Genomic DNA, 12,831 nt, shown 5'->3' on the forward strand with positions numbered 1-12,831 from the left:
CCGGCCCCGGCCACCGGCCCCGGCCACCGGCCCCGGCCACCGGCCCCGGCCACCGGCCCCGGCCACCGGCCCCGGCCCCCGGCCCCGGCCCCCGGCCACCGGCCCCGGCCCCCGGCCACCGGCCCCGGCCCTGCTCCCGGCCCCGGCCCTGCTCCCGGCCCCGGCCCTGCTCCCGGCCCTGGCTCCCGGCCCTCGGCCCCCGCTCCCCGGCCCAAGAGTCGGCGACGTCGGTTGGGTGCGTCGTTGCCTGAGTGATCGACATTGCACGGGGCGCGCCTGAGTTGGGTCGGGCGGCACCCCACCACTAAAGTCCCAGGAATGCCGGACATGGTGCAGCCCCAGGTCAAGTTGATCGCGTGGACCCAATTCGCGGCCCCGGACGACGTGCCGTGGTCGACCGACGCGGAGGGCGGCCAGGCGCTCGCCGAGTTCGCCGGTCGGGCCTGCTACCAGTCGTGGAAGAAGCCGAACCCGGCGACCGCCACCAACGCCGGCTACCTGGCGCACATCCTCGAGGTTGGGCACCTGAGTGTGCTGGAGCACGGGTCGGTCACCTTCTACTTCACCGGGGTGTCCCGCTCCTTCACCCACGAGTTGATCCGGCACCGGCACTTCTCGTACTCCCAGTTGTCGCAGCGCTACGTCCCGGAGCGGGACGCGGCAATGGTCGAGCCGGCCGTCATCGCCGACGACCCGGAGCTGCACAAGAAGTTCGTGGAGGCCGCCGAGGCGAGTGTTCGGGCGTACACCGAGTTGTTGGAGGGCCTGGAGCAGCGCTTCTCCGACGAGCCGAACCCGACGCTGCGCCGCAAGCAGGCCCGGCAGGCGGCCCGCGCGGTGCTGCCCAACGCCACCGAGACCCGGATCGTGGTCTCCGGCAACTACCGGGCCTGGCGGCACTTCATCGCGATGCGGGCCACCGAGCACGCCGACGTGGAGATCCGTGAGCTGGCCGTCGAGTGCCTGCGCCAGCTGCAGGGTGTCGCCCCCAACGTGTTCGCCGACTTCGTGATCTCCACGCTGCCGGACGGCACCGAGGTGGCGGCCAGCCCGCACGAGGCGTCCTGAGCCCTTCCCCGGCGGGCCCCGGCTGGTCGTCCGCTAGGTTGGAGGGTATGACGCACGACCACCTCGATGCCGCGGCCCGACCGGCGTCCCGCCCCTTCGGCCGGCTGATCACAGCCATGGTGACCCCGTTCACCCCCGACGGTTCCCTCGATCTCGACGGCGTCGCCCGGCTGGCGAGCCACCTGGTCGACGAGCAGGGCAACGACGCGCTGGTGGTCAACGGCACCACCGGCGAGTCGCCAACCACCACGGAAGCGGAGAAGGAGCAGCTGATCCGGGCCGTGGTGGAGGCTGTCGGTGACCGGGCCAAGGTGGTCGCGGGCGTTGGCACCAACGACACGCGGCACACCATCGAGTTGGCCGCAGCCGCCGAGAAGGCGGGTGCGCACGGCCTGCTGGTGGTCACCCCGTACTACAACAAGCCGCCGCAGGCGGGGTTGGTCCGGCACTTCACCGCCGTCGCCGACGCCACCGGCCTGCCGGTGATGCTGTACGACATCCCGCACCGTTCCGGTGTGCCGATCGAGACCGAGACGCTGGTGCGGCTCGGCGAGCACGGCCGGATCGTCGCGGTCAAGGACGCCAAGGGCGACCTGACCGCAACCAGCTGGGTGACCAGCCGGACCGCCCTCGCCTTCTACTGCGGCGAGGACGCTCTCACCCTGCCGGCGCTGGCCGTCGGTTCGGTGGGCGTGGTCGGCACCTCCACGCACTTCACCGGGGCGCTGACCGCACAACTGATCGATGCGTACGACGCGGGGGACATGCCGACCGCGCTGGCGCTGCACCGGCGGCTGCTGCCGCTGTTCACCGGCATCTTCCGCACCCAGGGCGCGATCCTGGTGAAGGCAGGCCTGGCGGCGCAGGGCCTGCCGGCCGGCCCGGTGCGACCCCCGCTGGTGGACGCCACCGACGACGAGATTGCCCAGCTGCGCGCGGACTTCGCGGCAGCGGGCCTGGAGCTGCCCGAATGAACGAACGACACGATGGACGTCGAGTAACGGCGTCGCAGAATGAGGTGGACGCGTGACCGAGGCGCACATCGAGGCGGAGCTACCCCCGCCGCTGCCGGAAGGTGGCCTGCGGATCATCCCGCTCGGCGGGCTCGGCGCCATCGGTCGGAACATGACCGTCTTCGAGTACGACGGCAAGTTGCTGATCGTCGACTGCGGCGTGCTGTTCCCCGATGTCGAGCAGCCGGGTGTGGATCTGATCCTGCCCGACTTCGGTCCGATCCTGGACCGGCTGGCCGACGTCCAGGCGATCGTGCTGACGCACGGTCACGAGGACCACATCGGCGCGGTGCCGTACCTGCTCGCCCACAAGCCCGACATCCCGTTGGTCGGCTCACAGTTCACCCTCGCCCTGGTCGAGGCGAAGTTGGCCGAGCGGCGGATCCAGCCGTACACGCTGACCGTGCGGGAGGGCGGCCGCGAGCGGCTCGGCCCGTTCGAGTGTGAGTTCTTCGCTGTCAACCACTCGATCCCGGACGCCCTCGCGGTGGCCATCCGCACCCCCGCCGGCCTGGTGCTGCACACCGGCGACTTCAAGATGGACCAGTTGCCGCTGGACGGCCGGATCACCGACCTGGCCGGTTTCGCCCGGCTCGGCGCCGAAGGCGTCGACCTGCTGCTGTCCGACTCCACCAACGCGGAGATCCCCGGTTTCGTCACCCCGGAGCGGGAGATCGGCCCGGTGCTCGACTCGATCTTCGCGAAGGCCAAGGGTCGGATCATCGTGGCGTCGTTCGCCTCGCACGTGCACCGCGTGCAGCAGGTCTTCGACTCCGCCGCCGAGCACGGCCGCAAGGTCGCGCTGATCGGCCGGTCCATGGTCCGCAACATGGGCATCGCCCGGGACCTCGGCCTGCTCAACATCCCGGCCGGCCTGGTCATCAGCATCGACGAGGCGACCACGCTGCCGCCGGACGAGATCGTGCTGATGTCGACAGGTTCCCAGGGTGAGCCGATGAGCGCGCTGGGCCGGATGGCCAGCGGCGACCACCGGCACATCACCATCGCCCCCGGTGACACGGTCGTGCTGGCCTCCTCACTGGTGCCCGGCAACGAGACCTCGGTCTACCGGGTGATCAACCGGCTCGCGCGGGCCGGCGCGGTGGTCGTGCACAAGGACGTGGCCAAGGTGCACGTCTCCGGGCACGCCCCCGCCGGGGAACTGCTCTACCTGCTCAACGTGGTCCGGCCGAGCAACCTGATGCCCGTGCACGGCGAGTGGCGTCACCTGCGCGCCCACGCCCGGCTCGGCATCGAGTCCGGGGTTGCCGCCGACCGGGTGGTGATCTGCGAGGACGGCGACGTGGTCGACCTGGTCGAGGGCCGCGCCAGCCTGGTCGGGCACGTGAAGAGCCGGTACGTCTACGTGGACGGCCTCGCCGTCGGTGACGTCAGCGAGTCGCTGCTCACCGAACGACGGATCCTCGGTGACGGCGGGTTCATCGCCACCACGGTGGTCGTCGACTCGGTCACCGGCAAGGTGGTCGCCGGCCCGACGCTTTCCGCGAAGGGCTTCTCCGAGGACCCGGAGGCGTTCAACCCGGTGGTGCCGTTGGTCACCGAGGCGCTCAACCGGGCCGCGGCGGACGGCATCACCGACCCGCACCAACTCCAGCAGATCGTCCGACGGACCGTGGGGCGGTGGGTCAACGACAAGTACCGTCGTCGGCCGATGATCGTGCCCACCGTCGTCGAGGTCTGAGCAACGTCCGCTGACGCCGGCCCACCGAACGGGGTGGGCCGGCGTCAGCCGTTCCCGGGCGGTCAGGGCAGCGCGGCGACCGCCTCCGCGTACGCGACGCCGGTGGCGATGGCGGCGTCCATGAGGACCCGCAGTTGTGCCGGGGCGACCCCGTGCGCCAGGTCGGTGGCCACGTCGCCGGCCAACACCAACTCGTCGCCGAGATCGTGCGCGTACGCCTTGGGCAGCAGCCGGTCGTGGTTCCACGCGTTGCAGAAGGCGTACGCCTCGGCGCGGCGGGCTGCCGGCAGCCGGCGGTTGGCCATGGCGCGGGCGTGCAGCACCTCGCCGCGTTCACCGGCCCGCCGGAACTGGATCACCGTTCCCTCCCAGTGGCCGACCACCGTCTCGCCCTCGTCCACCAGGTACCGGTCGCCGCGCCCGTCCAGGATCCCGGTGATCATGCCGAGGGAGAGCGCCGACAATTCGCGTTCGCACTGCTCGGCCTCGACGTCGGCCTCGACGTCGGACCGGTCGTCGTCGGGCTCGTCAGCTTCGTCGTCGGTGGGCAGCGGAACCGGTGCCGCGAGCGGGCGCTCGGCCAGCCAGGCGGCCATCCGTCCGGAGTGGTGCCCCGTGCCGTTGCGCGCGTCGAAGCTGCCGGCCAAGTCGTTCGCCACCCCGAGCAGCAGCGCCCCGAGCGTGGCGACGTCCAACTCGGTGGCCGTCCGCTCGCCGTACGCGGGCCGGGGCATCGTCCGCCCGCCCAGCCCTGCGTCGGTCGCCAGCCCGCAGAGCAGTGCCCCGGCGGCGGCGAACTCCATGGCGGCGAGATCGTCGGTCGGCCGGTCCAACCGGGGTAACTGCTCGGCCAGGATGGTCAGCCCGCGCTCCAGGTGCCCGCCCAGCGCGCAGAACCGCAGGTGTGCGGCGAGGTGCGGGAACGCCGCGCGCTCCCGCCGGTGCCGGCGGTACGCCCGCACGTGCGCCGTCGCCGCCCGTTCCGGCTCACCGGTGCGCAGTGCCGGCAGCAGACCGGCGACCAGATCCCGCTCGGGCTGGTCGGTGCAGGACTCCCGGTCGCCGTCGGTTCTCCCGAGCTCGGTGACCGCGGCATTCCACTCGCCCCAGCCGGCCAGCAGCTCGGCACGCCGGGCCGAGGCGCAGCCCGGGCAGCCGCCGGCCGGGCCTGGCCGTTTTCCGGACCATCGCTCGTACCAGTGCCGGGCGGTGGGTTCGTCGCCCAGATGATCGGCGATCCGGCAGTGCAGCTCCGCCACGGTCGGTGTGTCCGGACCATCCGTGCCGACGCGGTGGGCCAGGTCGTGCAGCAGGGACCGGGTCTGGTCCAGCCCGACCCGGGGGGTACCGAGCAGCGCCTCCACCGCGTACCGCTGGTAACGCAGCAGCAGCCCGGTCTCCGTCTCGGTGAGCACGTCGGGCCGGTGGTCGGCGGCGGCACGGCAGCGCCGGACCGGCTCGACCAGACGCCACCGCTCCCCGTGCAGCAGGTACGCCTCGATCAACGCGAACCGTGCGTCCATCCCGGACCGGACGTCGCCGGCCGCGTCGGCACGCTCGGCGAGCCGTTCCAGGGCCACCTGCCGGGCCGGGCCGTCGGGAAGGTCCCGAGCCTCGGCGAGCGCGGCCTCCAGCGCCGGTACGCGGCCCCGCGCGAGCCGCTCACCGGCAGCGGTGGGTGGCGTGCCGGCGCGGCTGCCGGTGAACTCGTCCCGGCCGGTCACGACGGCACCGCTCCGGGCAGTCGACGAACCGCCACGGCGAGCTGGCAGCCGGTGGAGATGCCACAGTCGAGCAGCTGGTCGAGCTGGTGTGGGGTCACGCCGCGTTCCAGGTCGGTGATCACCTCGCCGTACACCCGGGCCCGACCGTCGTCGGCGACGTGGACGAACGCTTTCGGCCAGAGCCGGTCGTGGTTCCAGGAGTTGCAGAACGCGTACAGGTCGGGCACCCGTTCGATGCCGAAGGTCGGATCGACCATGGTGCGGATCTGGAGCAGCTCACCGTCCCCGCCGACGCGGAGGAACCAGATCAGGTTGTCGTCGAAGTGGCCGACGAGGTCGCCGTCCGGGGTCGGGCCGACGGACCGGCCCCGGGCAGCGAGCACTGCGGCGACCAGTTCACCGGTCAGCGGACGCAGCAAGTCGGGGTGCCCGGCCAGTGGATCGTCCGGATCGCCTTCGATTTCCGGCGACGCCATGGGGCATCCCTTCTGAGGCGGATATCACGACCGGCGGTGGGGTTCGTGTTGCGACGCGCGGACACGACCCGGAAAAGCGGGGATCTGCCCGCCCCCACCGTTACCGTGACTCTATGGCGGGCCGTACCTCTCAGGCGAGCCGGCGGCGCGGCGCGTCGCCGCGCGGTGGCACCAACAGTCGTGCCCGTCAACCGGCGAAGAAGACCACCCGGGCACCGGTCCGACGTCGCACCACGCCGGCCCGGCCCGGCCCGGCGGTCTACGTCGGCCGTGCGGTGGGTGCACTGTGGATGGGGCTGGCGCACGGGATGGGCTGGGCGGTGCGTGCCGCTGGCCGGCAGGCTGCGTCGGCCCGCGATCTCGACCCGGAGCACCGCCGGGACGGTGCCGGGCTGCTCCTGTTCGGGCTCGCCCTGCTCAGTGCCGTGGCGCTCTGGTTGTCCGGAGCGGGGCCGGTCGGCGCGCGACTGGCCGACACGATCCGGCTGTTCCTGGGCGCGATCTCGGTTGTCGTACCGGTGCTGCTGATGATCGGTGCGTGGCGGCTGATGCGTCAGCCGGCCGATCCGGAGCACCGCGGCCGTGGGTTGATCGGCTGGGGTTCGCTGCTCGTGTCGACCGCCGCGTTGCTCCAGATCGGTCAGGATCCGGTCGACCCGCTGGAGCGTGACTTCGCCGGCGGTCTGGTCGGCGCGGGCGTCGGTGGGCTGCTGGAGCGGGCGGTCACCGCCTGGGTGGCGGTGCCGCTGCTCGTCCTGCTGCTGCTCTTCGGCCTGCTGGTGGTGACCGCGACGCCGATCAACAAGATCCCGGAGCGGCTGGGCCTGCTCGCCGGTGGGCTGGTCGGCGCACCGGAGGCGGATGAGGAGGCGGACGAGGTGGCCGCCAAGCCGGCGCGTAAGCGACCGGCGAAGCGGATGCCCGCACCACTGGACCCGGACGACTTCGATGACCTGGACGGCGCGGACCTCCAGGAGACCATGGTGCTGCCGCGCAAGTCTCCGGCGAAGGTGCCGGCGAGCCGCAAGCCATCGGTCGAGCCGCCGGAGCACTCGCCCGCCCCGACCCGGGCCGAGCAGTTGGCGTTGACCGGGCTCTCCGGGGACTACACCCTGCCGCCGGCAAACATGCTCAGTGCCGGGGCCGCCGCGAAGACCCGCAGCAAGGCCAACGACGAGGTGATCGCCGCGCTGACCGGCGTGTTCGACCAGTTCGACGTGGACGCCGCCGTCACCGGCTTCACCCGTGGCCCGACCGTCACGCGGTACGAGGTGGAGCTGGGGCACGGCGTCAAGGTCGAGCGGATCACCCAGCTGTCCCGCAACATCGCGTACGCGGTGAAGTCGCCTGACGTACGGATCCTCAGTCCGATCCCGGGCAAGAGCGCCGTCGGCGTGGAGATCCCGAACGCCGACCCGGAGAACGTGGCCCTCGGCGACGTGCTCCGTTCGCGGGCGGCGACGAGCGATCACCACCCGATGGTCGTGGCGCTCGGCAAGGACATCGAGGGTGGCTACGTGGTGGCCAACCTCGCCAAGATGCCGCACATCCTGATCGCCGGAGCCACTGGCGCGGGCAAGTCGAGCTGTCTCAACACCCTGCTGGTGTCCATCCTCACCCGGGCCACGCCGGACGAGGTGCGGCTGCTGCTGATCGACCCGAAGCGGGTCGAGATGACCGGTTACGAGGGCATCCCGCACCTGGTCACTCCGATCGTGACCAACGCGAAGAAGGCGGCCGACTCGCTGGACTGGGTGGTCCGCGAGATGGACATGCGCTACGACGACCTCGCCGCCAACGGGGTCCGGCACATCGACGACTTCAACCGCAAGGTCCGCAACGGCGAGATCAAGGCCCCGCCGGGCAGCGAACGCGAGATGCGTCCGTACCCGTACCTGTTGGTGATCGTGGACGAGCTGGCGGACCTGATGATGGTCGCGCCGCGCGACGTGGAGGACTCCGTCGTCCGGATCACCCAGCTCGCCCGGGCCGCCGGCATTCACCTGGTGCTGGCCACCCAGCGCCCCTCGGTCGACGTGGTGACCGGTCTGATCAAGGCGAACGTGCCGTCCCGGCTGGCGTTCGCCACCTCCTCCCTCGCTGACTCCCGGGTCATCCTCGACCAGCCGGGCGCGGAGAAGTTGCTCGGCCGTGGTGACGGGCTCTTCCTGCCGATGGGCGCCTCCAAGCCGGTCCGGATCCAGGGCGCCTGGGTCACCGAGCGTGAGATCGCCGACGTGGTGAAGTTCTGCAAGGACCAGCGTGAGCCCGAGTTCCGCAAGGACGTGCTGGCCCCGGCGCAGGAGAGCAAGAAGAAGATCGACGAGGACATCGGCGACGACCTGGACCTGTTGGTGCAGGCGGTGGAGCTGGTGGTCACCTCGCAGTTCGGCTCGACCTCGATGCTGCAACGCAAGCTGCGGGTCGGTTTCGCCAAGGCGGGCCGCCTGATGGACCTGATGGAGACCCGGGGGGTGGTCGGGCCGTCCGAGGGGTCGAAGGCGCGCGACGTGCTGGTCAAGCCGGACGAGCTGGACGAGGTCCTGACCGGCCTGCGCGGCGACGTGGACTGACCGACTGTCGACGCTGGACGCACGACGGGCCCGCCGGATTCCGGCGGGCCCGCGACAGGAGAGTGGTCAGTTGTTGATCAGCGCGCCGATGATCACCAGGCTGATGATCGCGGCGACGACGCTCGCCACGGCGGCGTACCAACCGAGCGGCTTGTCACCGAGAACCGCGCCGACGACGCCCGCGATGACACCGAGCACGCCGAAGATGATCGGGTTGAGCAGCAGGGCCAGGACCGCGAAGACGAAGCCCACGATGGTGAGGATGCGGGCGGCGTTGCTGCGGGGACGGGCGGTGCTCGGCATGTCGGCCATGTCTTCCTCCAAGTGAGAGCCTGTCGTGACGAATCGATCAATACCCACTGTTGGCACCCATCACGCCTGCCTGCGCGGCACCTCAATGGAAGATCTTGAGGCCGATCACGCCGGCGACCACCAGGAAGAGACAGAGGATCCGGGGCAGGCTCGCCGACTCGCCGAGCGCCAGCATCCCGACCAGCGCGGTGCCGACCGCGCCGATGCCGACCCAGACCGCGTAGCCGGTGCCGACGGGGATGTCCCGGAGCGCGTACGACAGCCCGGCCATGCTCAGCAGCAGGGTCACCACGAACACCACCGACGGGACCAGCCGGCTGAAGCCGGCGCTGCGGTCCAGGGCGATCGCCCAGGCCGTCTCCAACAGTCCCGAGATCACCAGTACGAGCCAGGCCATCGTTCACCTCACCGGAAGCGCCCGGGGCTGCCGCGCCGGGACGAGTCGAGTCTTCACGTCACGCGGGGCGTCTTGGCCTGACCGGGTACGCCCACCACTCGTCCGGAGCGGCCACGAGCATCCGGCCGCCGGTGCCGACGCTAGCACCGCCCCCGGTGGCGGGGCGGTGACCGTCACCACGATCCGTTGACCTCTACCTGACTTCAACTTGCAGTATCGCCACCATGACCATGCTCTACGCCGACCCCGAGGTCGCCGCCGCGCTGGACGCCGCCACAACGGTCGCCGCCATGCGCTCCGCCCTCCTGGCCGCGTACGAGGGACGCCTGATCGCGCCGCCCCGGGCCGCCGTACCGCTGGGCGGCGGGCGGATGGTGCTCACCGCCGGGCACCTGGTCGACGAGTGGTACGGCTTCCGCTCCTACGACACCTTCGGTCACCCGCAGGGCGAGCAGTTGGTGGTGCTGCACGACGCCCGGACCGGGGCGATCCGGGCGGTCGCGGTGGGCGAGGAGCTGGGCTCCCGTCGTACCGGAGGGTTGGGGGGTCTCGCGGTCGACGCGCTGGCCCGTCCCGACGCCGCAACCCTCGGGGTGATCGGCTCCGGTCGGCAGGCGTGGACCCAGGTCTGGGCCGCGGCCGCGGTCCGCCCGTTGCGCGAGGTGGTGGTGCACAGCCGCTCCGCAGCTCGCCGGGAGGCCTTCGCCGCCCGGGTCCGTGTCGAACTCGGCGTGCCGGCCCGTGCGGTGGCAGATCCGGGCTCGGCCGTCACCCGGCGGGACCTGGTGGTGCTGGCGACCACCAGCCCGACCCCGGTGCTCTGCGCCGCCGACCTCAGCCCCGGCACGCACGTCAACGCGGTCGGTTTCAAACAGCGCGACCGCAGCGAGTTCGGCACCGACCTGCTGGACACCGCCGACCTGCTGGTCACCGACTCACCGGCCCAGGCGGCGGACTACCAGCCGCCGATGCTCGCGGCCACACCCCCGTACGCCGGGAGGTTGCACGACCTGGGCGGCATCCTGGCCGGCGCGGTCCCCGGCCGGACCACCGCGGACCAGATCTCCGTCTTCTGTTGCACCGGCCTCGCCGGCACCGAGGTGTTCCTGCTCGACGCGCTGACCCGGGTTGGCGCTGAGGCGCGCTGACGGAATGACGTTCTCCTCCGTGTCGACCGTCTCCGCAGCCCGCGTGCGTGGGCTCACCCGGCCGGCCCGGTACCCTCGGATGGTGTCTGCCACCTCTCCTTCTCCCGCTGACCACGCCGACGGCCGTCGCGTCGCCCTGCTGACCCTGGGCTGTGCCCGCAACGAGGTCGACTCCGAGGAGCTGGCCGCCCGCCTGCACGCCGACGGCTGGCAGGTGACCACCGACGGCGAGGGCGCCGACGTGGTGGTCGTCAACACCTGCGGCTTCGTGGAGAAGGCCAAGCAGGACTCGATCCAGACCCTGCTCGCCGCCGCCGGAACGGGCGCCAAGGTGGTCGCGGCAGGCTGCATGGCCGAGCGGTACGGCCGGGAGTTGGCCGACAGCCTGCCCGAGGCCCAGGCGGTGCTGAGCTTCGACGACTACCCCGACATCGCCGCCCGGCTGAACGCCGTCGTCGCCGGCGAGCAGATCAGCGCGCACACCCCACGGGACCGGCGCGAGCTGCTGCCGCTGACCCCGGTGCAGCGCCGCGACAGCGGGGTGTCGCTTCCCGGCCACGGCACGGTGACCCGCACCGTCGTCGACACCGACGAGCACACCCCGGCCCACCTGCGCCAGGTGCTGCGTCGACGGCTCGACACCGGTCCGGTGGCCTCGCTGAAGCTCGCCAGCGGCTGCGACCGCCGCTGCGCGTTCTGTGCCATCCCGGCCTTCCGGGGAGCCTTCGTGTCGCGTACGCCCGACGAGCTGCTCGCCGAGGCGGAGTGGCTGGCCAAGACCGGCGTACGGGAGCTGGTGCTGGTCAGCGAGAACTCCACCTCGTACGGCAAGGACCTGGGTGACCCGCGCGCCCTGGAGAAGCTGCTGCCCCAGCTCGCCGCGGTGGCCGGCATCGTCCGGGTGCGGGCCAGCTACCTCCAGCCGGCCGAGACCCGGCCCGGGCTGGTCGAGGCGATCGCGACCACCCCGGGCGTGGCACCGTACTTCGACCTGTCGTTCCAGCACTCCAGCGAGCCGGTGCTGCGCCGGATGCGGCGTTTCGGCTCCACCGACCGGTTCCTGGAGCTGCTGGCGAGTGCCCGCGCCCTGGCTCCGGACGCCGGCGCCCGGAGCAACTTCATCGTCGGTTTCCCCGGCGAGACCCGCGGCGACGTCGACGAGCTGGTGCGGTTCCTGACCGAGGCCCGGCTCGACGCGATCGGCATGTTCGACTACAGCGACGAGGACGGCACCGAGGCGGCCGGCCTGCCCGGCAAGGTCTCCGCCGCGACGATCAAGCGGCGCTACGACCGGCTCAGCGCCCTCGCCGACGAGCTCTGCTCGCAGCGGGCCGAGGACCGGCTCGGCTCGACCGTCGAGGTGCTTGTCGACTCGATCGAGGACGGCGTGGTGGAGGGCCGGGCGGCCCACCAGGCGCCGGAGGTGGACGGTTCCACCACTCTCGTCGCCCCGGTCGAGGGCGGGGTCGACCTGGCCGCGCTGCGCCCGGGCGATCTCGTACGCGCAACGGTGACCGGCACCGAAGGGGTGGACCTGCTCGCTGTGCCGGATGAGATGATCTCGGCGGCGCCCGGCGCGGCACGGTGACGGCGGGCCCGAGCGGAGCGGGGGACCCAGGTGGTGCGGTGCCGGGAACGCCACGGCGGTCCGAGCGGAGTGCGGCGGTGACCGGGGCGACGGAGTCGACGCCGGGCCGGGTGGTGGCCGTGGTGCCCGTCGTCAACGCGGCGAACGCGTTGACCGCCCTGCGGCTGCTGCTGGTGCCGGTCTTCGCCGCCTCGGTGATCATGTCCGGGATGACCCACGCCGGTTGGCGGATGGCGGCCTGCCTGATCTTCGCGGTGGCCTCGGCGACTGACCTGGTGGACGGCTGGATCGCCCGCCGCTTCGGGCTGGTCACCTCGGTGGGCAAGGTGGCCGACCCGATCGCCGACAAGGCGCTGACCGGCGCGGCGCTGGTGCTGCTCTCCTGGTACGACCAACTGCCCTGGTGGGTGACCGCGCTGATTCTGGTTCGCGAGCTCGGCATCACCGGGCTGCGGTTCTGGGTGATCCGGCACGGCGTCATCGCCGCCAGCCGAGGTGGCAAGGTCAAGACCGCGCTCCAGATCCTCGCCATCGCCTGGTACCTCTGGCCGATGCCGGCCGCGCTCGCCGCCGTCGGCCCCTGGATCATGGCCGCCGCCGTCCTGGTCACGGTCGCCACCGGCTTCGACTACGTAGCGCAGGCCCTCCGCCTCCGCCGCCCCCGCTGACAGTCCCGGGCCCCCGCTTTCCGCCGTTGATCGTGGGGTTGTCGCCCTGCCGGACGACGTGTCGTGACGCCAACTCCATGATCACCGCGATCGGGCCGGGGTTGGGGTCGGGCGGGTGATTGGGTTGGGGACTGGTGGGTGGGGAACGACTGGTTTCTGCGA

At 72.0% G+C, this 12,831-nt stretch carries 11 protein-coding genes and 1 riboswitch; of the genes, 7 read left to right on the forward strand and 4 right to left on the reverse strand.

Going from position 1 to position 12,831, the window contains the following annotated elements; genetic code table 11:
• Window positions 1-327 precede the first annotated feature (327 nt).
• Genes thyX through ACLQ3F_RS01430 form a run of 3 tightly spaced genes read left to right on the forward strand, consistent with a single transcriptional unit; the run spans window position 328 to window position 3,783 of the window.
• A complete protein-coding gene (gene thyX, locus ACLQ3F_RS01420; RefSeq protein ID WP_124816891.1) occupies window positions 328-1,068 on the forward strand; it encodes an FAD-dependent thymidylate synthase in 741 nt (246 codons plus the stop codon).
• A 47-nt stretch (window positions 1,069-1,115) separates the two neighbouring features.
• Entirely contained in the window at window positions 1,116-2,042 is a 927-nt protein-coding gene (gene dapA, locus ACLQ3F_RS01425; RefSeq protein WP_357195234.1) for a 4-hydroxy-tetrahydrodipicolinate synthase, read from the forward strand.
• A gap of 52 nt (window positions 2,043-2,094) precedes the next feature.
• A complete protein-coding gene (locus ACLQ3F_RS01430; protein WP_355009544.1) occupies window positions 2,095-3,783 on the forward strand; it encodes a ribonuclease J in 1,689 nt (562 codons plus the stop codon).
• 62 nt (window positions 3,784-3,845) lie between these two features.
• Here ACLQ3F_RS01430 and ACLQ3F_RS01435 read toward each other — a convergent pair whose 3' ends face one another.
• Both ACLQ3F_RS01435 and ACLQ3F_RS01440 read right to left on the reverse strand, forming a co-directional pair.
• The gene (locus tag ACLQ3F_RS01435; RefSeq protein ID WP_425845278.1) at window positions 3,846-5,507 is read right to left on the reverse strand and encodes a YbjN domain-containing protein; all 1,662 of its coding nucleotides are present in this window, start codon (window positions 5,505-5,507) and stop codon (window positions 3,846-3,848) included.
• Window positions 5,504-5,983, reverse strand: coding sequence for a YbjN domain-containing protein (locus tag ACLQ3F_RS01440; RefSeq protein WP_355009542.1), 480 nt, complete (start codon window positions 5,981-5,983; stop codon window positions 5,504-5,506). The genes ACLQ3F_RS01435 and ACLQ3F_RS01440 overlap by 4 nt, the downstream gene beginning before the upstream one ends.
• Before the next feature lie 113 nt (window positions 5,984-6,096).
• On the opposite strand from ACLQ3F_RS01440, the gene ACLQ3F_RS01445 reads away from it, so the two are divergent.
• Window positions 6,097-8,556, forward strand: coding sequence for an FtsK/SpoIIIE family DNA translocase (locus ACLQ3F_RS01445; RefSeq protein WP_355009541.1), 2,460 nt, complete (start codon window positions 6,097-6,099; stop codon window positions 8,554-8,556).
• Between the two features lie 66 nt (window positions 8,557-8,622).
• On the opposite strand, the gene ACLQ3F_RS01450 is transcribed toward ACLQ3F_RS01445, so the two are convergent.
• Both ACLQ3F_RS01450 and sugE read right to left on the reverse strand, forming a co-directional pair.
• Entirely contained in the window at window positions 8,623-8,868 is a 246-nt protein-coding gene (locus ACLQ3F_RS01450; protein ID WP_112586600.1) for a hypothetical protein, read from the reverse strand.
• 82 nt (window positions 8,869-8,950) lie between these two features.
• Window positions 8,951-9,265, reverse strand: a complete 315-nt coding sequence (gene sugE / locus ACLQ3F_RS01455; protein WP_357195224.1) for a quaternary ammonium compound efflux SMR transporter SugE — start codon at window positions 9,263-9,265, stop codon at window positions 8,951-8,953.
• A gap of 61 nt (window positions 9,266-9,326) precedes the next feature.
• A riboswitch (guanidine-III (ykkC-III) riboswitch) is annotated at window positions 9,327-9,397 on the reverse strand.
• Between the two features lie 92 nt (window positions 9,398-9,489).
• Between sugE and ACLQ3F_RS01460 the strand changes: the two genes are divergently transcribed.
• The 3 genes from ACLQ3F_RS01460 (at window position 9,490) to pgsA (ending at window position 12,669) form a co-directional block, all read left to right on the forward strand.
• Entirely contained in the window at window positions 9,490-10,413 is a 924-nt protein-coding gene (locus tag ACLQ3F_RS01460; RefSeq protein ID WP_425845281.1) for an ornithine cyclodeaminase family protein, read from the forward strand.
• Between the two features lie 79 nt (window positions 10,414-10,492).
• Window positions 10,493-12,001: a 30S ribosomal protein S12 methylthiotransferase RimO gene (gene rimO / locus ACLQ3F_RS01465; protein ID WP_357195273.1), complete on the forward strand. Its 1,509-nt coding sequence runs from the start codon at window positions 10,493-10,495 to the stop codon at window positions 11,999-12,001.
• A gap of 77 nt (window positions 12,002-12,078) precedes the next feature.
• Window positions 12,079-12,669 carry a CDP-diacylglycerol--glycerol-3-phosphate 3-phosphatidyltransferase gene (pgsA, locus tag ACLQ3F_RS01470; RefSeq protein ID WP_357195219.1) on the forward strand — a complete coding sequence of 197 codons (591 nt, stop codon included), beginning with the start codon at window positions 12,079-12,081 and terminating at the stop codon, window positions 12,667-12,669.
• Window positions 12,670-12,831 lie beyond the last annotated feature (162 nt).

The sequence above is a fragment of the Micromonospora sp. DT15 genome, from assembly GCF_049841475.1.
GTDB lineage: Bacteria > Actinomycetota > Actinomycetes > Mycobacteriales > Micromonosporaceae > Micromonospora.